The sequence below is a fragment of the Bradyrhizobium sp. NAS80.1 genome (genome assembly GCF_001908205.1).
Lineage (GTDB): Bacteria > Pseudomonadota > Alphaproteobacteria > Rhizobiales > Xanthobacteraceae > Bradyrhizobium.
This window is the reverse complement of the sequence record NZ_LGHL01000062.1, coordinates 11,696-31,545: the sequence shown is the minus strand read 5'-3', so window position 1 is coordinate 31,545 and position 19,850 is coordinate 11,696. Positions and strand designations below refer to the sequence as shown.

Genomic DNA, 19,850 nt, shown 5'->3' with positions numbered 1-19,850 from the left:
GCCATTTCCGGGGCGCGCAGACGCGCGTCCCCGGAATGACGGCTCCAGTTAACAGTCATTAACGAAATCTGCCGCATACATCGTCACTGGATCGCCCCTTTGATTCGGAGCCGACGATGCTGCGCTGGATGGTGCCTGCCCTTGCCGCGACGCTGACCATCTCCGGCGCCATGGCGGCCGACCTGCCGGCCACGCCCAACCGCCGGGTTGCCGCTCCACCGCCGGAGCGGCGAGTTTATGTCGAGACCGATCCGGATGCGCTGATCTCGCCGGCCTACGGCGTCGGGAGCTACGTCCGCAACCTGCCGGGGACGCCGCTCCTGCCAGGCTCCAACACGCTGCCGGGCTATTACGGGCGCCCCTGGGATTACGACTATCAGGGCGCCTACTACGGCGGACCGCAGGTCGATTATTTCTGGCGACTGCCCTACGCTGCGGCGTTTACGGCTACTGCTGATCAGCTAGGGCGCGGACCAAATTCGGATTCAGGCGTGTTTGACGAACGCCAGATCATTGGCTGCGAGCATGTCATATCGGGTCGCGACACCGCGACATTGCCTGGCCTTGTTGAAGAACCGTTCGACGAGCTTTCGCACACGATAAAGATACGGGGCGAAGCAGATCGGGTCCTTGCGATTTCGCGCCGCCGGAATGTTCGCCGATGCTCCATCCGCTGTACTCAGAAAGAAAACGGCACGTTGGCGCGACCGCCGACCGACCAGGTGATAAAATCGTTGCCGAGGCCGCCAAGCTCGGCACCGATGCTCCCTCGAACACCGTTCACGATATTGAAGTTGAGACCGCTCGTCAGCCGCGCGGACCACCCCTGCACGAATTGCGTCGGCAGCAGCGGTGAAGTGCCACTGTTGTTGAAGTAGTAGTCGGCGTACGCCCCCACGTAGGGGGTCACTCCCGTGGCTGCGCCAAACACCCATGGATAAGCGACCTTGGCTCCCCCACTCGCCCGACCGCTCGAGAAATCGTAGGCGCTTTGCACCGTGCCGAGGCTGTCGACATACTGCTTGTCATGCTCCCACAGCGCATAGATCTTGGCCGAGGGCTCAATCTCCAGGCGTGCGACCTTGTAGGTCCCGGTCAACCCTGCTGAGCCGATCCAGCGGCTGCCGGGGAAAGTCGCTGAGGCCGCCCCCGACACGCCGTCATAGCTCACGCCCGATCGCGCCAGCGCCGCGTCGAAACGAATGACCGAGGAAATCCGCCAGCCCAGATAGCCGCCCATGGTCCAGCCGTAGCCCTTCAAGCGCCCGTTGAGGGTCGTCGAGCTATAGTTGAAGGTTTCATAGCCACCCACCATGCCGATCAGGAAGTCTGGCGTCAGGCGCCGGGTGACGCCGAGCAGCGCGTTCACCTGACCGCCGGCGATGTCGCCCGCGGAGACGTCCGTGTTCCAGCCGGTGCCGCGGATGTCGGCCCAGAACTGCCATTCCCGAGCTTGACGCGCGAGCAGCGGTGGCGCCTTGGCAGGCGCGGAGGTGGGTGCGTAGGCGAGCGCTCCGAACGCGTCGTTGACACGCGAATTACCGAAATCCGTGTTGCTGGATTGTTGCCCCGAATAGCTCTGTCCAGGCCACAGGCCGCTTTCGCGCAGCACGCTCTCCCGCGCGCTCGGGGGCGTGTCGGGCCCGCTCAAGCTCCCCTGCAGCGTTCCCGGCTCCGCCCCGAAGTTGAGGTGCACCCCACTGCCGGTCGACGAGAGCGATGGACCGCCGCTGTCGGAGAACCCGTCCGAGATCGCGCCATCTACCGCGCCTTGGAACGCCGCACCCGAGGCCTGTGCCTCGATCTTTGTCACGGCGAGCTGTAGCGCTCGCAGCCGGACGCTGTCCGCCGGTGTGCCGACCATTTGTGTCAGCGCCGCCGAGGCGCTGGTCGTGAAGTTGCCGTTTCCGGCGAAGCTTGCGGTGATCGCATGCGTTCCAATCGAGAGCGCGCTCGTGACGAAGGTTGCAACCCCACCCGCCAGGACCCCAGTGCCAATGGCGCCGCCTCCGTCGAGGAATGTGACCGTGCCAGTCGGCGTAGCACCGGAGCTTGCGACGGTTGCGGTGAAGGTCACAGCCTGGCCGAAACCGCTTGGATTAAGGGACGAGGTCAGCGTTGTGCTCGTGCCGGCGGCGTTGACAGTGATGCTCGCAGATACCGACCCGCTTGCCGGGGCGTTGCCGGAGCTGGCGCTGCTGATGACGTTCGACTTCACGCCCAACGTCGTTGCGGTCACATTGATTGAAACGACGCAGGCTGTGTTGGCGGCGACCGTTCCGCCCGAGAGCGAAAGGCTCCCGCTGCCGGCGGCCGCGATGATGGACCCGCCGCAGGTATTGCTGAGGCCGCTCGGGGTCGCGACCACGAGTCCAGCCGGCAGAATGTCCGTGAACGTGAGGCCGGAGATCGGCAATGCGTTGGAGTTGGTGATCGTGACAGTGAGCGAGGTCGTTCCGCCGACCGGGACGGTGGCCGCGCCAAACGCCAGGGCCACTGTAGGGGCCGACAGCGTAGTGACCGTGAGCAAGGCCGACGCCGTGTTGCCGTTGCCGCCGTTGGTCGAAGTGACGATACCGGTACTGTTCGTTGCGGCCACAAACGCGGTGACGTTGACCGAGATCGTGCAGCTGCTGTTGGCCGCGAGCGTTCCATTCGTGAGACCGAGATTGTTGGCGGCGGCGGTCCCGCCGGCGGTGGTGCCTCCGCACGAGTTGGCGAGATTAGGCGTCGCGGCAATGACCATTCCGCCCGGAAAAACGTCCGTGGCGCTGATCCCGTTCAACGTCGTCGATGGGTTCGGATTGGTGATTGTCAACGTCAGCTGCGACGTGCCGTTGACCGGGATCAGGTTCGGGGAGAAGGCCTTACTGATTGACGGGGGCGATTGCGCGAACGCTGGCTCGGCGAATGCGCCCGCAGAGAGCGTGGTGGCGATCGCTGCTATCAGCGTGCTGCGGGCGGAGACCTGACGGCCGCTTGAGCCAACCGCGCGCGGCTTGGCCCAGTAACTTCGCACCACTGCATTTTCCATCCCATAGTCCCGGATGGAACTTATAAGGCGGCGCACCGGTGAAGCTTGCCAAATGCACCAGTCTGGCCCTGGTTTCTGTGGAGCTGTAGCGTCGGCGCCACATTTTGCTCCCGTCTTGACGGCAGGTACGAAGGGACCGATTGGCTTGGCGCCATCGCCATTCGCGAATCGCCTTCTGGCCCATCGCGTCATTTGGCTGCGCTGAGGAATTTAATTGCTATCGGCTGATAGCGGACTCCGGCAAGCCGGCCGCCCGGAGATTTATGGATTCACGGTCTAGCGGATCACCCGGCCTGACCGACCGGAACAACGCGTGGCTGCGCCTCCGCGGATTGCCGCGAGGCCAGCCGCTCCACCTGCATCACCGCGAGCGTGAGCACCGCGATCGCGACGGCCTGGTGCGCGAGCGCGGGCCCGATCGGCACCTGGTTGAGCAGCGTCAGGATGCCGAGCACTGCCTGCAGGCTCACCGCCGCAAGCAGCCACAGCGCGCCGCCCACCGCAGCGCCCGCGCGAGAGCGCACCGCGTCGAACGCGTGCAGCGCCGCCAGCACGAACAGCGCATAGGCGGTCATCCGGTGCTCGAACTGCACCGTCAGCACGTTGTCGAACATATTCCGCCACCACGGCGTCTCGAACCACAGCCGATCCGCAGACGGAATGAACGCGCCGTCGATCTGCGGCCAGGTGTTATAGGCGCGCCCGGCGCGCAGGCCCGCGACCAACGCACCGAAATAGATCTGCACGAAAGTCACGACGAGGAGCAGCGCGCTCGTGAAGCGCAACCGCGCAGATGCAGCGATCTGCGCCCGCTCGGCGAGCCGTCGCACCGTCCAGACGATGCCGGCGAAGATCAGCAGCGCGAGTATCAGATGCGTCGCCAGCCGATACTGCGAGACCTCGACCCGTTCCGTGAGGCCCGATGCGACCATCCACCAGCCGACCGCGCCCTGGAGCGCGCCGAGTGCAAACAGCAACCACAGCCTGCGCTTCAACTCGCCGGACAGGCCGCCGCGCCACAGGAAGAACAGGAACGGCAGAAGATAGGCGACGCCGATGAAACGGCCGAGCAGCCGGTGGCTCCATTCCCACCAGAAGATCTCCTTGAACTCGGACAAGCTCATTCCGACGTTGAGTTCGCGGTATTGCGGGATCTTCTTGTAGGCCTCGAACGCGTCGGTCCACTGCGTCTCCGAAAGCGGAGGAACGCTGCCCGTGACCGGCTTCCATTCGACGATCGAGAGACCGGATTCCGTCAGCCGCGTGGCGCCGCCGACCAGCACCATCAGCGCGATCAGCGCGGCCACGGAGATCAGCCACCAGCGCACGGCGCGGTAGGGCTCGGACGGGGCGGAAATCGTCGTCATTTCAGGGCGAAACCAGGCCTTGTCCTAGGAGACTTGAACCAATGAGGCTTGAACCGGACTGCGTGCCCCTTATAGTCCCCCGCTCCCGCAGCGCAAGTTACGCAAGAGACCACGACATTCCGCCATGACGATCCGCACCCGCAAGTTCCTCGGCGCCATCCTGCTCCTGGTGCTGGCCACTGTCTGGGCCCTGCTCGGAATGGCACTGGCACAGATGCCATGGATCGCCGAGTCCGGCTGGCGGCAGGCGATCTACTACGTCGTGGTCGGCATGGGCTGGGTGCTGCCGGCAATGCCGATCGTGAGCTGGATGCAGCGGCCGGATCGGGCCAAATCTAGCTCGTGACGCTGCCCGTCGGCTTCACCGGCGCAAAGGCAACACCCGACGCCAGCACGCGCAACATGCGCAGCGAGCGTACTCGGCCGTCCCAGGAAATTCGTGGCAGCACGTGCAAATTGGTGCGCCCCTCCGCATCGACGATGCCCGGGATAGTCGACACCGCGCTGGCAAAGCCCGCCTCCTCTGCCATCACGACGTGGCTGCGCCGGAACGAGGCGCGATCGCCGAACGGAAAGGCGAGATGCCTGATATCGCGGTGGAACGCCGCCTCCGCGACCGCCTTGCCCATTGTCATCTCGCGCAGCGCGGCGGCGTCCTTCATGTTGGCGAGAACGGGGTAGTTTACGGTCGCGCTGCCGATCGTCACCAGCGGATCGGCAGCCAGCTTGGCCAGATCCTCCCAATCCATCGATGCCTCGCGCGAAAGCGCGGCGAGATCGATCCGGTAGCGCGTGCAGAGATCGGCGATGGCGGCCGACAAATCCACCGGCGGAAGCGAACGCAGCCAGCTCTCGAGCAATGAGAACAGCGCCTGCTTCTCGGCATTGCCTGTGACGGTGAAGCGCTGCTCCTTCTCGCCCATCATCAGACTGATGCGGCTCCCGCGTGCAATCACCTGCTCGAGCCCGAGCCACCAGGCTTCGCCCACGCCATCGGGAAAGGCGGTGGGAACGTAAATGGTGAAAGGAACGGAATGGCGTGCCAGCACTGGATAGGCGAAGCTGATGAAGTCCTTGCTGGCGCCGTCGAAGGTGAGAGCCACGAAGCGCCGCTTATCCGGCAGTGTCACCGCGCGCCGGCAAACATCGTCCATGCCGAGGAAGTCATAGTTCCACCGCTTCAGCGCGCGGATGGCACGGTCGAGGAATTGCGGCGTGATCTCGTTCTCGCGCAGCGGCTGGAAGGCGCCGCGCCGCCGAGGCCGCACATACTCAAAGCGCAGGATGGCGCCAGCACCGCGGCTGTGTAACAGCGGCTGGCCGGTGAACCAGGCCAGTTCACGGCGCAGTCGCTCCAGCCATCTGTCGTCGGATGCCAATATCCCACCTTCGCGTTCGTCGGCGGCCTGCACCGTCCTATTGTCATTACCCTTTGTTGACGTTTCTTTGCAAAGGTCGGCTACAGGCCGAATTGCGCATATTCTGATTCTCGACAGGTTTCGCGAATGACCATGGCTGCGGCGATGCAAAGCCGGACGGCAGAAGCCCCAGCGCGGTCGAAAGCGAGCCGCATCGCGCATGTCGATATCGTCACCGATCTCGCCACGGTGGAGCCGGTCTGGCGCGCCTTCGAGGAAAGCGGCCACCTCTTCACGCCCTACCAGCGCTTCGACCTGCTCAGCCCCTGGCAGCGACTGGTCGGGGCTCGCGAAGGCGCCTGGCCTTTCATCCTCATCGCCCGCGATGCCGAGCACAGGCCGCTCCTGCTGCTGCCGCTCTCGCTGCGCCAAAACCACGGCGTACGTACGGCCTGCTTCATGGGCGGCAAGCATACGACCTTCAATATGGGCCTGTGGAACGCCGAGTTCGCCGCGCAGACCACTGCCGCCGACCTCGACGCGCTGCTTGCGCCGCTGCGCGGGCATGTCGACGTGCTCTCGCTGACGCAGCAGCCGCTGCGCTGGCACGACCAACAGAACCCGTTTGCGCTGCTGCCGCGGCAGAGCGCGATCAACGGCTGCCCGCTGCTGGTGATGGAGCCCGGCGGCCCGCCCGCGTCGCGGATCAGCAACTCGTTGCGCCGCCGCCTGAAGAGCAAGGAGAAGAAGTTCCAGGCGCTTGCCGGCTATCGCTATCACCATGCCAGCACGGACGCCGACGTCACCCGCCTGCTCGACTGGTTCTTCCGCATCAAGCCGGCGCGGATGGCGGAACAGAAACTGCCGAATGTCTTCGCCGAGCCGGGCGTCGAACAGTTCATCCGCAGCGCCTGCCTGTCGCCACGCGGCGAGGGCCGCGTCATCGACATCCACGCGCTCGAATGCGACGACGAGGTGATAGCCATCTTTGCCGGCGCCGCCGACGGCCAGCGCTTCTCGATGATGTTCAACACCTACACGATGTCCGAGCATGCCCGCTACAGCCCCGGCCTGATCCTGATGCGCTACATCATCGACCGCTACGCCGAGCGCGGCTATCGCGCGCTCGACCTCGGTGTCGGCTCGGACGACTACAAGCGGATGTTCTGCAAGGACGACGAAGACGTTTTTGACAGCTTCGTCCCCCCTGACCTCGCGCGGAAAGCTCGCAGCGATGGCAATGTCCTCGCTGAACCGCGGCAAGCGGCTGGTGAAGCAGAACCAGATGCTGTTCGACCTGGCGCGAAGGCTGCGGCAGGCGTTCGGGTAGCCGGCCGAAGACTCTCAGTCTCTCACCGCGTGCGGCTCCCCTTTCCCTTCCCCCCTTGTGGGAGAAGGTGAAAAGATCAAGCCGCCACCACGCGCGGCGCTTCCACCGCATCCGACGGCTGCACCGGCTTGCCCAGCATCGTCACCGCACTGAAGCCGACGGCCTTGAGCTGCTCGCACATCAGCGCGCGCGCATCAGGCGCCATCGACGCATCGGGCACCACGACGGCGCGGGCATTCGCCGTCAGCAGTTCCGCCGGAAGATCGGAGGCGCTGCCGGCGTCGAGCAGCACGTGGTCGTAGGCCCTGAGCAGCGCGTCGATCGCGAGCGCCACCCGCGGCGATTGCAGCAGGCTGCGGTCGAAGCCGGGACGGCCGGCCATGACCAGATGCAACTGCGAGAACTTGTCCCGGTTGATGACTTGCGCAAATGACGCCTCGCCCTGCATCAGCTCGGCAAGGCCGGGCGCTATCGGGTCGACGGATACCGCGGCAAGCGTCAGCGAGGACGCGGCGAGATCGACCACGACGACGCGTGCATCGCGCGCCAGATGCCGGGCCAGCGTCAGCATCGACAGCGTGATGGCTTCGCCCGCCGCAGTGCCAAGCACCGTAACCTTCTTCGCCGCCGTACCTGCGGTGCGGAGGCTGTCGGCCAGACGTTCGATCTCGGCGAATTCGGTGACATCGGCATCGGCCGTCATCTCCGGCTGCAGCGGCGCGGGCTGTCTCATGACCGGATCGACGATTGGTTCGACCACCGGCTGATTCAACGGCTCGACAACAGGCTCTTGGCGAACCGGCGCCTGCGTTTGTGACGGAGTGAGCGCAGCCACCGCGCGCGGCGCGGTCTGGCGCAGCAGCTCACCGGTGACAACGACGCCGGACGAGAGCAGCAGCGTCGCGATCGTGGCGATGAGCACGATCGGCAGCTTCTTCGGATAGGCGGGCGTGTTCGAGACGATGGCGCGCGAGATGATACGGCCATCCGTCGGCGCGGCGTCAATGCTCTCTCGGGTATTGGCCTCGCGGTACTTGGCGAGATAGGTCTCGAGCAGGTCGCGCTGGGCCTTGGCCTCGCGCTCGAGCGCACGGAGCTGGACGTCCTGACCGTTGGTCGACGTCGCCTGCTTCTTGAGCTGCTCGAGGCTCACGGTCAGGCTGTCGACCCGGCCGCTCGCGATTCGGGCATCATTTTCCAGCGAGCGCGAGATCTTGCCCGCCTCGTCGCGGATCTGGGTTTCGAGATCGCCGAGCTGGGCCTTCAGCTCCTTGATGCGCGGATGGTTGCCGAGCAGCGTCGAGGATTGCTCGGCGAGCTGGGCCCGCAGCGTCACGCGCTGCTCGGAAAGCCGCCGCATCAGCTCCGAGTTCAGAACCTCGGAGGCCTCGATCGGCTTGCCGCTCTGGAGCATCTCGCGGATAAACCGCGCCTTGGCCTCGGCATCGGCTTTCAACGCACGTGCATTGTTGAGCTGGGTATTCACCTCGCCCATTTGCTGGTTCGACAGCGTCGTATTGTTGGTGCCGACAAACAGGCTCGACTTGGAGCGGAAGTCCTCGACCCTCGCCTCGGCGTCGGAGACCTTCTTGCGCAAATTCTCGATCTCGCCGGCAAGCCACTGGCTGGCATTGCGCGCCTGCTCCTGGCGCGCATTCTGTTGCAGCACGAGATAGCCGTCGGCGATCGAATTGGCGACGCGCGCGGCGAGATCCGGGTCGGCGGACTGGAATTCGACCACGATGACGCGCGACTTGTCGACGGCGTAGGCCTGGAGGCGCTCGTAATAGGCGTCCAGCACGCGCTCTTCCGGCGTCATCGAGAACGGATCGCGACCGATGCCGACCAGTGCCGCGAGCGACTTCAAGGGCGAAATCCCTTTCAGCACCGGATCGAATTCCGGCCGCTCCGCGAGCTTGTTCTTTTTGATGATCTCGCGCGCGAGATCGCGCGACAGCACGAGTTGGACCTGGCTGGTGACGGCCTCGGCGTCGAGGGCCTGTCGCTCCTCGGTACGGTCGCTGTTCGGGCGCAGGAACACGTTCTCGCGGCCGTCGATCAGGATACGGGATTCCGACTTGTAGCGCGGCGTCACCAAATTGACGGCGGCGACGGACGCAACCAGCGCCAGCACCGTCGGCATGATGATCCAGCTGCGCTTTCGCGCCAGTGCCGCGCCGAGCGCATGAAGATCGATGTCACCGGATTCGACTGGCGCGGGCTTGGCTTCAATCCTGGGCGCGCCCTCAGTCGCCTTGGCTTCGGCCACGCTGGCTTCAGTCTTGGGCTTTGAAACTGCCCGCTCGACCACCGCCTTGTCCTTGCCGGCCCGCCAGAACGCCAAACGCATCTCACACTCCCGCAGGCCGCCGCCGCGACTCCACCGCAACCGCCGCGATTACACTCCATTAAGGTTGCCGCTGGGTTAATCGCGCCATGCCGCGACCGGTGCACACCGCGCCGACACCGTTTGTTAACCACGAAGGCCCCTAATCCATCTCGATATTTCCCAAGAATTGTTCGAGCATTCGCCGTCGAGCGCTGGTTCTGATCATGCCCCCCTCTCCCGACCGGCCGCTCCGCATCCTGCACGCCGTGCGCGCTCCCGTGGGCGGCATCTTCCGCCACATCCTCGACCTCGCCAACGGCCAGGTCGATCGCGGCCATCACGTCGGCATCCTCGCCGACAGCCTCACCGGCGGCGAGCGCGCGGAAAAGGCACTGGCCGAGCTCGCGCCGCGACTGACGCTCGGCGTGCACCGGCTCGCGATCCGCCGCGAACCGTCGCCTGATGATTTCCTGGTGTGGCTGCGCATGCGGCGCCTGATCGCCACGCTCAAGCCCGATGTGATGCACGGCCACGGGGCCAAGGCCGGCGCCTTCGTTCGCATGCGGCGGCGGTCCGGCGACACCATCCGCATCTACACGCCGCATGGCGGCTCGCTGCACTATCCCCTCAACACCCTCAAGGGCGAGTTTTACGCGCGGCTCGAACGCACGCTGATGGATTCGACGGACCTGTTCCTGTTCGAGAGCGCGTTTGCCCGTAACACCTATCAGCGCATCGTCGGCACGCCCAAGGGCGTGGTGCATTGCGTCTTCAACGGCGTGACGCCGCAAGAGTTCGAGCCGGTCGTCATCGCCGATGACGCCACCGACCTCGCCTATGTCGGCGAGTTCAGGCGCATCAAGGGCGCTGATCTCCTGGTCGACGCGGTGGCGCGACTGCACGAGGGCGGCAAGAAGGTCACGCTCACGCTCGGTGGCGACGGCGAGGAAACGGCGGCGCTGAAGGCGCAAGTCGAGAAGCTCGGCCTTTCCAGCGCGATCCGCTTCATCGGTCACATCAAGGCGCGCTACGGCTTCTCCAAGGGGCGGCTCCTGGTCGTGCCCTCGCGCGGCGATTCCATGCCCTATGTCGTGATCGAGGCGGGGGGCGGCCGGTATTCCCATGATCGCGGCCCGCGTCGGCGGCATCCCCGAAATTTTTGGCGCGGAGAGCCCGGCCCTGTTCGCGGCCAGCAACGCCGAAGCGATGGCCGAGGCGATTGCGACCGCGCTCGACGATCCGCAAGCGACCGCGCAGCGCGTGGCTTCCTTACGCGAGCGCATCTCCGCGCATTTCTCGCAGCAGGCGATGGTCGACGGCGTGCTCGCGGGATACCGCGATGCATTCACCAATCATTAACCGCCCTTAAGGCCGCTTTAGAAAATCTTCCGATTTGTTCGATAGTCGAAGTGCCAGGGGATGCTCGCCCGGGCGCAAGGCCGCGCCGCGGGTTTTTGGAATGGACGTGGACGCCCGTGGAACCGCTCAACGCACGCTCGATGCTCGATGTCGCGACCAGCGCCGCGGCCGGGCCGGCTGACCAACCCTTTGTGGAACGCCGCCGCCGACTCTCGCCCGCTGCGCTCGAAGTCGTCAACCAGAAGGTCGCCCGCGCTTATTCCCCGATCGTGATCGCCGGTATCGTGCGCGCAGCCGATTTCGTGCTGCTGAGCTTCGTCGGCATCGCGCTCTTTGCCGGTTATGTCATGCCGCTTTCCGGCTTCAGCTGGGTCTATCCTGCGCAGATCATCGCCGTCGCGGTCGCCGCCGTGGTCTGCTTCCAGGCCGCCGACATCTATCAGGTGCAACTGTTCCGCGGGCAGCTGCGGCAGATGACGCGGATGATCTCGTCCTGGTCGTTCGTCTTCCTGCTGTTCATCGGCGCCACCTTCTTCGCCAAGTTTGGCACCGAATTGTCGCGGCTGTGGCTTGCCGCCTTCTACTTCCTCGGACTCGCCGCGCTCATCTCCGGGCGTCTGGTTCTGCGCTCGCTGGTGCGCGCCTGGGCGCGCCAGGGCCGGCTCGACCGCCGCACCGTCATCGTCGGCTCCGACAGCAACGGCGAGCAACTGGTCGAGGCGCTGAAGGAGCAGGAGGATTCCGACATCCACGTGCTCGGCGTGTTCGACGACCGCAACGACAGCCGCGCGCTCGACACCTGCGCCGGCGCACGCAAGCTCGGCAAGGTCGACGACATCGTCGAGTTCGCCCGTCGCACCCGTGTCGACCTCGTGCTGTTCGCGCTGCCGATCTCGGCCGAGACGCGCATCCTGGGGATGCTGAAGAAGCTCTGGGTGCTGCCGGTCGACATCCGTCTCTCCGCCCACACCAACAAGCTACGCTTCCGTCCCCGCTCCTATTCCTATATAGGCGAAGTGCCGACGCTGGACGTGTTCGAGGCGCCGATCACCGACTGGGATCTGGTGATGAAATGGTTGTTCGATCGCGTCGTCGGCAGCCTCGCGCTGCTCGCAGCCCTGCCGGTGATGGGACTGGTGGCGCTGGCGGTGAAGCTCGACAGCCCCGGCCCCGTGCTGTTCCGCCAGAAGCGCTTCGGCTTCAACAATGAGCGTATCGACGTCTACAAGTTTCGCTCGATGTACCACCACCAGGCCGATCCGACGGCCTCGAAGGTCGTGACCAAGAACGATCCGCGCGTCACCCGCGTCGGCCGCTTCATCCGCAAGACCAGCCTCGACGAGCTGCCGCAGCTCTTCAACGTGGTCGTCTCCGGTAACCTCTCCCTTGTCGGTCCGCGTCCGCATGCGGTGCAGGGCAAGCTGCAGAGCCGCCTGTTCGACGAAGCCGTCGACGGCTATTTCGCCCGCCACCGCGTCAAGCCCGGCATCACCGGTTGGGCCCAGATCAACGGTTGGCGCGGCGAGATCGACAATGAAGAAAAGATCCAGAAGCGCGTCGAGTTCGACCTCTACTACATCGAGAACTGGTCGGTGCTGTTCGATCTCGTCATTCTCCTGAAGACACCGGTCTCGCTACTGACCAAGAACGAGAACGCGTATTGAGTTTCCGTCACGCCCCGCCTCGTGCGCACGAGCGCACTGGGGTGGGGCATCCGGTACGCCGCAGCGCAGAGGCTGAATCTCGCTGTCGCGGAGTACTGGATCGCCCGGTCAAGCCGGGCGATGACAGCGGTGTTTGTGGCGTACGAGTAGCGTGAGCGTGTGATGGCGTATGCGGCGACAGCCGGGGAATTGAATGCAGCGGTTCGCGCTGCGCCCGGCGTGCTGGCGCTCCAGCGTGCGCTGGTGTGGCTGGTCGGCGCCTCGGGCGCGATCGTCTTCATCGAGCCGAGCCCCTACGAGATCGTAACGCTGCTGGCCACCGTCGCCTTCTTCGCCACCGGCCTGCGCTTGCGGCTTGTGCTGATGCCGCTGGTGCTGATGCTGGTCCTGCTCAATGTCGGCTATACGATCAGCGCGATCCCGCTGTTCGAGCAGTCCGAGGTGGTGAGCTGGATCGCGACTTCCTGGTACATGGCGGTGACCGTGGTGTTCTTCGCCATGGTCACGTCGGAGGACACCGCGGCCCGGCTCGACATGCTGCACCGCGGGCTCGTGGTCGGCGCGATGATCGCCTCGCTGTTGGCGGTCGCCGGCTACTTTCACCTGGTTCCCGGAGGAGACGACCTCCTCACGCTCTACGGACGCGCGCGCGGCACCTTCAAGGACCCGAACGTGCTCGGCGCCTTCCTGATCCTGCCAGCGCTGTTCGCACTCCAGAGCGTGGTCTCGGACAAGCTCGCCAAGGCGTTTCGCAACGTCATCGCCTTCGGTATCATGTCACTCGCAATCCTGCTCGCCTTCTCCCGCGCGGCCTGGGGCGGACTGGTGCTGACCTCCGCCTTCATGCTGGCGCTGATGGTGCTGACCAGCCGCACCAACGCGCAGCGCTCGCGCATCATCGTCATGGCGATCGTCGCCGCGGTGCTGGGGCTGGCGCTGATCGCGGTGCTGCTGTCGTTCGATTCCGTCGCCGAGATGTTCAAGCAGCGCGCCAGCTTCGACCAGAGCTACGACGAGGGCCGCTTCGGTCGGTTCGGCCGGCACATCCTGGGTGCGGAGATGGCGCTCGACCTGCCCTTCGGCATCGGCCCCCTGCAATTCCACCGCTACTTTCCCGAGGACACCCACAACTCCTATCTGAACGCGTTCATGTCCGGCGGCTGGCTCTCCGGTGTCTGCTATCCGGCTCTGGTCTTCACCACGGTGATCATGGGTTTCAGGCACATCTTCGTCCGTGTGCCCTGGCAGCGCGCTTATCTCGCGATTTTCTCCGCCTTCGTCGGCACGGTCGGCGAGAGTTTTGTGATCGACACCGACCACTGGCGGCACTTCTGGATGATGCTAGGCGCGATGTGGGGCATGATCGCGGCCGCGCAGGTCTACAAGATCAAGACCGGCGACGAAGCTTCAGCTTGAGGTCGGGGCGCTTTTCCGGCGGCGTGTCGAGCAGGCCCTTCAGCGCTTCAGTCGCCGCAAGCACGCCCTTGTAGCCCTCGGTCGCGAAGCGCAGCAGCAGACGCAGTTCCTCGTCGGAATAGCCGCCAAAAACCTTCTCCATCGCTTGCTGCATCGGCACGTAGAGCCGGCCGATCTTCATGGCCGCCTCCGGCACGACAGCGATGAAGACCTTGCGGCGGTCTTTCTCATCCCGCTCGCGGCGCACCAGCCCGGCCTTCTCGAGCCGGTCGACCACACCTGTGATTGCGCCGGTCGTCAGCCCCGTAACCTCGGCGAGCCGGCCCGCGGTGACGCGGCCTTCGAGATACAGAAGGTCCATGCATTCGAGGTCGGAATTGGCAATTCCCGCCACGTTCGCAACGGTTTGGCCGTAGAGAACGCCCTGCGCGGACGATCGCCGCATCGCCTCTTCCAGTTCCCTCAACAACGCCGCGCGCGCCTTCGTCCTTGACAAGGCCCACCTCATATCTTAGTCGATATATATCTTAGACACTAAGAGAATTAGTGACCGTAATTTCTCCTAGCACCACGGAAACGTCGGGAGCAAGCCATGTCTAACCGTCCCCGCAAGGCCTTGATCATCGGCGCCGGCATCGCCGGGCCCGTCACCGCGATCCTGCTGCGCCGCGCCGGCATCGAATCCGAGATATACGAGGCCTGGCCCTACTCGAAAGGCATCGGCGGCGGCCTCCAGATCGCGCCGAACGGCATGCATGTCATGGACGAGATAGGGCTTGCCGGCGAGTTGATCAATCGCGGCTCGGTCGCGGAGTCCTTCGATTTCTATTCGCAGAGCGGACAGCGGCTCGGCTCTATCAACCGCGACATGGAACGGCGGTTCGGCCAGCCCGCAGTCAATGTCTGCCGCGCCACGCTGAACGAAATCCTCATCGACAAGGCCTGGTGCGCTTGCGTCTCGCTCTATTTCGAGAAGCGCCTGATCAAGATCGAGGACCGCGGCGACCAGCCGATCATCGCCTATTTCGCCGACGGCACCACGGCTGAGGGCGACTTCCTGATCGGCGCGGACGGTGTGCACTCGGTGGTGCGCCGCCAGGTGGTGCCGGACGGACCGCAACCGTTCAACACCGGCCTGATCGGCTTCGGCGGCTTCGTGCCGCACGCCGTGCTCAACGGCAGGCCGATCGGCCGGCACGTCGAGACCACATTCGGCCAGAGCGGCTTCTTCGGCTACGGCTATTGCAGCCCCGATCCGAACGACGGCGCGATGTGGTGGAGCACGCAGCCCGCACACGGCATGGACGCGGCGATGTTCCGCACGCTCGATCAGACGACGCTGAAGCAGCATCTGCGCGGCTTCCACCGCGGCTGGCACGATCCGATCCCTGACATCATCGAGGCAGCCGAGAACATCGTGGTCACCGACACACTCGACGTCGCGACCTTGCCGACCTGGTCGCGCAAGCGCTCGCTGCTGATTGGCGATGCCGCGCATGCGACCAGCCCCCATGCCGGCCAGGGCGCCTCGCTCGCGCTGGAAGACGCGATGCGGCTCGCCCGCCTGATGCAGCAGGGCCAGGAGCTCAGCGCGACTTTCCAGGCATTTGAGGCCGAGCGACGTCCGCGCACGGAGAAGATCGTGGCGATGGCGCGCCGCAACGGCAACAGCAAGCGCGAATTCAGCGCCACCGGCGCCTGGATGCGCAATCAGATGCTGAAGTGGATGCTGCCGCTCGGCTCGAAGAGCATGGAGTTCATGTACGCGTATGACGCGCGGGCAGCGTAGGCGCACGCCGCCGTAGGGTGGGCAAAGGCGCAATGCGCCGTGCCCACCATCTCTCTGCATTTTCGCTTCGTAAGTGGTGGGCACGCTTCGCTTTGCCCACCCTACGATACCGAGCTAGCCTTCCACCCCGAACGTCAACCCGGCGTGATCGACCAGCCGCTTGATCAGTTTGTGCTGCATCGCTGCGCCCGGCGTCCAGATACCGGCCGCGACATCAGGCGTATCGCGCAACAGGCAGATCGCGCATTCAGAGACCATCTTGGCCGTTGGCCGGGATCGAGATCGCCCTTCACCGCCGCGCGCACCTGGCGGCCATCGGGCGCGATCGCAACATAAAGCAGGTCGTAATGACCGTTGTCGCGCTCCTCCTCCGACGGCCCCTCGCCAGGCTTGAGCGCATCAGGGCCGGTCTTTTCGCTATTGGCGGCCATGACGCGCTTCGCGTTGGCCTGCCCTTCCTCCCCTGCCCCTGTCAGCACCATCTCGTCGTAGACGAAATCCCTGCCATACGGGAATCCCATCAGCATATTGGAGCGGTGGACATTTCGCGTGTTCAGCGTCGCCATCGCGAACGGGGCCGACCAGGATTGCAGGTCCTCCTCGAAAACCGGTTTATTGCCGCGCGGCTGTTTGGGCCCTTCAAAGCCGGGTGTGAACGCAAATGGGTCCTTGAGGATCGACACCAGGTTGAGATCCTGCGCAACCGCTTCGAAGGTGATCCTTGCACTCGCCGAGGTGCCGCCGGAAAACTTCCAGCTAATGTCGCGGACGCGCCCCTTGACGCGCGGTGCCGGCGCGCCGAACACGCGCCTGGCTTCTTCCTGCACGAAGAACGCGCCGAGCTCGAACGGGATTGAATCGAAGCCGCAGGAGAACATGATGCGCGCGCCGCTCGCCTTGGCGGCCGCCTCATGCCTGTCGATCATCTGCTTCAGCCAGATCGGCTCGCCGCAGAGATCCATATAATCGGTGCCCGACGCGACGCAGGCGGCAAGCAGATCAGCCCCATAAAGCTGGTACGGACCGACAGTGGTGATGATCAGATTCGCCTGATCGACCATTGCGCGCAACGACACAGGATCGGCGGCGTCCGCAACGATAAGCGGCGTGTCCGCGGGGACGCCAATCGCATCGCGAACGGAGGCGAGCTTGTCTTTGCTGCGCCCGGCCATCGCCCATGTCGGCGCGCCGTCACCGACGTAATGCGCGGCGAGATACTCGGCGACGAGCTGGCCGGTGTATCCGGTCGCGCCATAGACAACGATGTCGAACTTCGCGGACACGGATCACACTTCCTGCACGACCGTGGACTTTACGACTCCACCCCGAACGTTAGCCCCGCGTGGTCCTGCAGCCGCTTGATCAGCTTGTGCTGCATCGCTGCGCCCGGCGTCCAGAAGCCGGCGGCGACGTCCGTCGCATCGCGCAGCATACAGATCGCGCATTCGGAGATCATCTTCGAGGTCGAGCCGTAGCCGGGATCGCGGTCGCCGGTGACACCGGCGCGGACCATGCGGCCGTCGGGCGCGATCGCGACATAGAGCAGGTCGAAGCGGCCGTTCTCCCGCTCCTCCTTCGACGGCCCCTCGCCCGGCTTTGGCGCGTTCGGGCCGGTCTTTTCGGAATTGGCGGCCATCACGCGCTTCGCGTTGGCCTCGCCCTTCTCGCCAGGACCGGTCAGGACCATCTCGTCGTAGACGAACTCGCGGCCATAGGGAAAGCCCATCAGCATGTTGGAGCGATGGACGTTGCGCGTGTTGATGAGCGCCATCATGAACGGCGCGGCCCAGGATTGCAGATCCTCCTCGAGCAGCGACCTGTTGCCCTTCGGCTGCTTCGGACCGGTGAACCCAGGCGTCAGCGCGAACGGATCGTTCAGGATCGCAATGAGGCTGATGTCCTTGGCGACCGCATCGAAGGTCGCCTTCGCGCTCGCCGCGGTGCCGCCCGAGAGCGTGCCGCGCATGTCGCGCACGCGGCCCTTCACGCGCGCAGCCGGCGCGCCGAACACACGCTTGGCTTCTTCCTGTACGAAAAACGCACCGAGCTCGAATGGCACGGAATCGAAGCCGCAGGAGAACACGATGCGCGCGCCGCTCTCCTTGGCCGCCGCCTCGTACTTGTCGATCATCTGCCGCATCCAGATCGGCTCGCCGCAGAGGTCGAAATAATCCGTGCCGGTGGCGACGCAGGCCGCGAGCAATTGCTCGCCGTAAAGCTGATACGGACCGACCGTCGTGATCAACGACTTCGTCTGAGCAACCATTTCCTTCAGCGAGGCCGCATCGGACGCGTCGGCCGCGATCAGCGGCGTGTCCGCCGGCGCGCCGATCGCATCGCGCACGGACTTCAGCTTGTCGAGGCTGCGACCCGCCATCGCCCATTTCAGCGTCTTGTCGCCTTTGTAGTGCGCCGCCAGATATTCGGCGACGAGCTGGCCGGTGAAACCGGTCGCACCGTAGACGACGATGTCGAATTTCGCAGAGCTCATGGTCGGCCTTTATTTCTTTGCGTAACTCACGCCCATGCCGGCGCGGACATCGCTTTGAATACCATAGGGCGGGATCGGATAGCGCAGGCCGTTCTTTGCCAGCGCCTTCATGCCCTCAATCGCCTTGGCGAGATGTTCCGGCTTCAGCGCCATCAGCATCTCCTCGTCCGGCACGCCGCCATAGCGCCGTTCGGCATAGCATGGCAAGGACAGGCTCGGCTCGCCGGTCTTGAGCGCCCGCCCCCAGGAATCCGCGCAGGCAGTCTCGCCGACCACGCCCCATTCGAACTTCTTGTAGCCGGTATATTGCAGCCCGTTGATCAGGATGATCATCTGTCCCGGCGTGGCGTAGACGAGGCAGATGTCGGGCGGATCGAGCCGGCCGCTCGCAAGCGGGCTGACCGCGAGCGCCTGATACTGCCCGAACGGAACCACGTCGAGCGCCTCCTGACGCTTGCGCGCGTCCTCCGCGGTGCCATGCCAGACCCCGACATAGTTTTCGCCGGCGAGCCACTTTTCATCCTGCGGCGCGAGGCCGATCACCGCGCGGCACTGCGCGCCCACGAGATCCTCGCCGGTGATGCCGACGGTCCAGCCGAGCCGCGAGGCCATGCTGACGATCTGGTCGGTGGTGTGGATCGCATTCGGCCGCCGGATCTTCGGGATCGCCTCCATGTCCGCAGCGCGCGCGAACAGCTTCATGCCGATCACCGTCGTCTTCAGCCGCAACAGGCTGTTGAGATCGGCAACGAGGCCGGCAAGATCGATCCTCTCGGCAGTCTGCTGTCGCATGGCGTCCTCCGGACCGGCGATCGTGCGCCGGTGCTGCGTTCTTGTTTTGCGGCTCTCGTTCTAGTCCTTGGCCGGTCCCGGAAGCAACTCGCCGATCCGTCCCATGACACGGTAGGTCAAAAGACCGATCCATTCGCGCACGGCCACGTCGGTCCTGCCGAGCCCGTCTGCACCATTGTTGGTGAAGGAGAGAAGATCGTCACGCCCGCCCATCCGCCAGTCTACGGGATAGGCCTCGACGTCGAAGCCGACCTTGCGAAATATCCCCATCGAGCGCGGCATGTGGAAGGCCGACGTGACCAGGAGCCACCGTTCGCCCGGTTTCGGCGCGACCAGCTGCTTCGTGAAGATCGCATTCTCCCAGGTGTTGCGGGAGTCGCGCTCGAGGATCAGGCGCTCCTTTGGTATGCTGAGGCTCTCCAGGATCGGTGCGGAGTAGTCCGCTTCCCTGGCCTCGGTCGAGACCAGGTTCGCAGTGCCGCCGGTGAAGACGATGCGCGCATTGGGATAGCGGCGCGCGAGCTCGGCTGGCGCCAGCAGGCGATCGGCCGCGTGCGCAACCACCGGCGTGCGATGCGCCGCCGACAGATCGGTGTCGACGGAGCCGCCGAGCACAATGATGCCGTCGGGCGCCCCGCGCGACGGATCCCACGGCGGAAAGCGCGATTCCAAGGGATAAAGCAGAAGATTGCCGAGCGGCGAGAACGCGGCGAGCGCCAGCAGGACCAGCGTGGTCACGGCAAGTTTGCGGCCGAACGCGGCAAAGCGCGTCGCCATCAGCACCACTGACAGGATTCCGACCTCGACCAGGAGATTGATCGGGAGCAGCGCGGCGCCAAGGGTCTTGGAAAGAACGAAATACAGGGGAGCCTCGCTGGAATGATCTTTAAATCATCTTGGCACGCACGGGCTTGACCGGCC

13 protein-coding genes and 5 pseudogenes are annotated in these 19,850 nt (G+C 65.0%); 8 read left to right on the top strand and 10 right to left on the bottom strand.

What is annotated here, in order from left to right; translation table 11 throughout:
- Positions 1-116: 116 nt before the first annotated feature.
- Positions 117-457: pseudogene (locus tag AC629_RS48705) on the top strand (hypothetical protein).
- A 28-nt stretch (positions 458-485) separates the two neighbouring features.
- On the opposite strand, the pseudogene AC629_RS50580 reads toward AC629_RS48705, so the two are convergent.
- Both AC629_RS50580 and AC629_RS15735 read right to left on the bottom strand, forming a co-directional pair.
- Positions 486-683 (bottom strand): annotated as a pseudogene (locus AC629_RS50580) (IS5/IS1182 family transposase); the annotation flags it as partial.
- Positions 680-2,824, bottom strand: coding sequence for a DUF7933 domain-containing protein (locus AC629_RS15735; protein ID WP_502693016.1), 2,145 nt, complete (start codon positions 2,822-2,824; stop codon positions 680-682). The gene AC629_RS15735 and the pseudogene AC629_RS50580, both read right to left, overlap by 4 nt.
- Here AC629_RS15735 and AC629_RS46840 point away from each other — a divergent pair.
- The gene (locus AC629_RS46840; RefSeq protein WP_168195497.1) at positions 2,739-2,972 is read left to right on the top strand and encodes a hypothetical protein; all 234 of its coding nucleotides are present in this window, start codon (positions 2,739-2,741) and stop codon (positions 2,970-2,972) included. The two genes, AC629_RS15735 and AC629_RS46840, sit on opposite strands and share 86 nt — an antisense overlap.
- A gap of 346 nt (positions 2,973-3,318) precedes the next feature.
- On the opposite strand, the gene AC629_RS15730 is transcribed toward AC629_RS46840, so the two are convergent.
- Entirely contained in the window at positions 3,319-4,401 is a 1,083-nt protein-coding gene (locus AC629_RS15730) for a COX15/CtaA family protein (RefSeq protein ID WP_084805663.1), read from the bottom strand.
- 124 nt (positions 4,402-4,525) lie between these two features.
- On the opposite strand from AC629_RS15730, the gene AC629_RS15725 reads away from it, so the two are divergent.
- Entirely contained in the window at positions 4,526-4,747 is a 222-nt protein-coding gene (locus AC629_RS15725) for a DUF2842 domain-containing protein (protein ID WP_027529931.1), read from the top strand.
- Here AC629_RS15725 and AC629_RS15720 read toward each other — a convergent pair.
- Entirely contained in the window at positions 4,737-5,780 is a 1,044-nt protein-coding gene (locus AC629_RS15720; RefSeq protein ID WP_084805685.1) for a polysaccharide deacetylase family protein, read from the bottom strand. The two genes, AC629_RS15725 and AC629_RS15720, sit on opposite strands and share 11 nt — an antisense overlap.
- 126 nt (positions 5,781-5,906) lie before the next feature.
- Between AC629_RS15720 and AC629_RS15715 the strand changes: the two are divergent.
- Positions 5,907-7,089: pseudogene (locus AC629_RS15715) on the top strand (GNAT family N-acetyltransferase).
- 76 nt (positions 7,090-7,165) lie between these two features.
- Here the strand turns inward: AC629_RS15715 and AC629_RS15710 are convergent.
- Complete coding sequence (locus AC629_RS15710) at positions 7,166-9,439, bottom strand: GumC family protein (protein WP_084805661.1); 2,274 nt, start codon at positions 9,437-9,439, stop codon at positions 7,166-7,168.
- Positions 9,440-9,642: 203 nt separating this feature from the next.
- On the opposite strand from AC629_RS15710, the pseudogene AC629_RS15705 reads away from it, so the two are divergent.
- The 3 genes and pseudogenes from AC629_RS15705 to AC629_RS15695 all read left to right on the top strand — a co-directional run bounded on the left by AC629_RS15705 (position 9,643) and on the right by AC629_RS15695 (position 13,857).
- Positions 9,643-10,777 (top strand): annotated as a pseudogene (locus tag AC629_RS15705) (glycosyltransferase family 4 protein).
- 116 nt (positions 10,778-10,893) lie between these two features.
- Entirely contained in the window at positions 10,894-12,441 is a 1,548-nt protein-coding gene (locus tag AC629_RS15700) for an undecaprenyl-phosphate glucose phosphotransferase (RefSeq protein ID WP_084805659.1), read from the top strand.
- Positions 12,442-12,603: 162 nt separating this feature from the next.
- The gene (locus AC629_RS15695) at positions 12,604-13,857 is read left to right on the top strand and encodes an O-antigen ligase family protein (protein WP_084805657.1); all 1,254 of its coding nucleotides are present in this window, start codon (positions 12,604-12,606) and stop codon (positions 13,855-13,857) included.
- On the opposite strand, the gene AC629_RS15690 is transcribed toward AC629_RS15695, so the two are convergent.
- The gene (locus AC629_RS15690; RefSeq protein WP_084805655.1) at positions 13,829-14,302 is read right to left on the bottom strand and encodes a MarR family transcriptional regulator; all 474 of its coding nucleotides are present in this window, start codon (positions 14,300-14,302) and stop codon (positions 13,829-13,831) included. The two genes, AC629_RS15695 and AC629_RS15690, sit on opposite strands and share 29 nt — an antisense overlap.
- A 147-nt stretch (positions 14,303-14,449) precedes the next feature.
- Here AC629_RS15690 and AC629_RS15685 point away from each other — a divergent pair, with 147 nt between their 5' ends.
- Complete coding sequence (locus AC629_RS15685; RefSeq protein ID WP_084805653.1) at positions 14,450-15,646, top strand: FAD-dependent monooxygenase; 1,197 nt, start codon at positions 14,450-14,452, stop codon at positions 15,644-15,646.
- A 114-nt stretch (positions 15,647-15,760) separates the two neighbouring features.
- Here AC629_RS15685 and AC629_RS15680 read toward each other — a convergent pair.
- From AC629_RS15680 to AC629_RS15665, 4 genes and pseudogenes are all read right to left on the bottom strand, one after another.
- Positions 15,761-16,929, bottom strand: a pseudogene (locus AC629_RS15680) (saccharopine dehydrogenase family protein).
- Between the two features lie 29 nt (positions 16,930-16,958).
- Complete coding sequence (locus AC629_RS15675) at positions 16,959-18,137, bottom strand: saccharopine dehydrogenase family protein (protein WP_084805651.1); 1,179 nt, start codon at positions 18,135-18,137, stop codon at positions 16,959-16,961.
- 9 nt (positions 18,138-18,146) lie between these two features.
- Positions 18,147-18,929 carry a DUF169 domain-containing protein gene (locus AC629_RS15670; RefSeq protein WP_084805649.1) on the bottom strand — a complete coding sequence of 261 codons (783 nt, stop codon included), beginning with the start codon at positions 18,927-18,929 and terminating at the stop codon, positions 18,147-18,149.
- Positions 18,930-18,989: 60 nt separating this feature from the next.
- Entirely contained in the window at positions 18,990-19,757 is a 768-nt protein-coding gene (locus AC629_RS15665; protein WP_084805647.1) for a YdcF family protein, read from the bottom strand.
- Positions 19,758-19,850 lie beyond the last annotated feature (93 nt).

What these genes read in the sequence shown, in the direction of transcription:
- AC629_RS15690 (WP_084805655.1), bottom strand. Translation starts at nt 14,302, where the DNA reads ATGCGGCGATCGTCCGCGCAGGGCGTTCTCTACGGCCAAACCGTTGCG.
- AC629_RS15725 (WP_027529931.1), top strand. Translation starts at nt 4,526, where the DNA reads ATGACGATCCGCACCCGCAAGTTCCTCGGCGCCATCCTGCTCCTGGTG.
- AC629_RS15685 (WP_084805653.1), top strand. Translation starts at nt 14,450, where the DNA reads ATGTCTAACCGTCCCCGCAAGGCCTTGATCATCGGCGCCGGCATCGCC.
- AC629_RS15670 (WP_084805649.1), bottom strand. Translation starts at nt 18,929, where the DNA reads ATGCGACAGCAGACTGCCGAGAGGATCGATCTTGCCGGCCTCGTTGCC.
- AC629_RS15730 (WP_084805663.1), bottom strand. Translation starts at nt 4,401, where the DNA reads ATGACGACGATTTCCGCCCCGTCCGAGCCCTACCGCGCCGTGCGCTGG.
- AC629_RS15710 (WP_084805661.1), bottom strand. Translation starts at nt 9,439, where the DNA reads ATGCGTTTGGCGTTCTGGCGGGCCGGCAAGGACAAGGCGGTGGTCGAG.
- AC629_RS15675 (WP_084805651.1), bottom strand. Translation starts at nt 18,137, where the DNA reads ATGAGCTCTGCGAAATTCGACATCGTCGTCTACGGTGCGACCGGTTTC.
- AC629_RS46840 (WP_168195497.1), top strand. Translation starts at nt 2,739, where the DNA reads ATGACCATTCCGCCCGGAAAAACGTCCGTGGCGCTGATCCCGTTCAAC.
- AC629_RS15695 (WP_084805657.1), top strand. Translation starts at nt 12,604, where the DNA reads ATGGCGTATGCGGCGACAGCCGGGGAATTGAATGCAGCGGTTCGCGCT.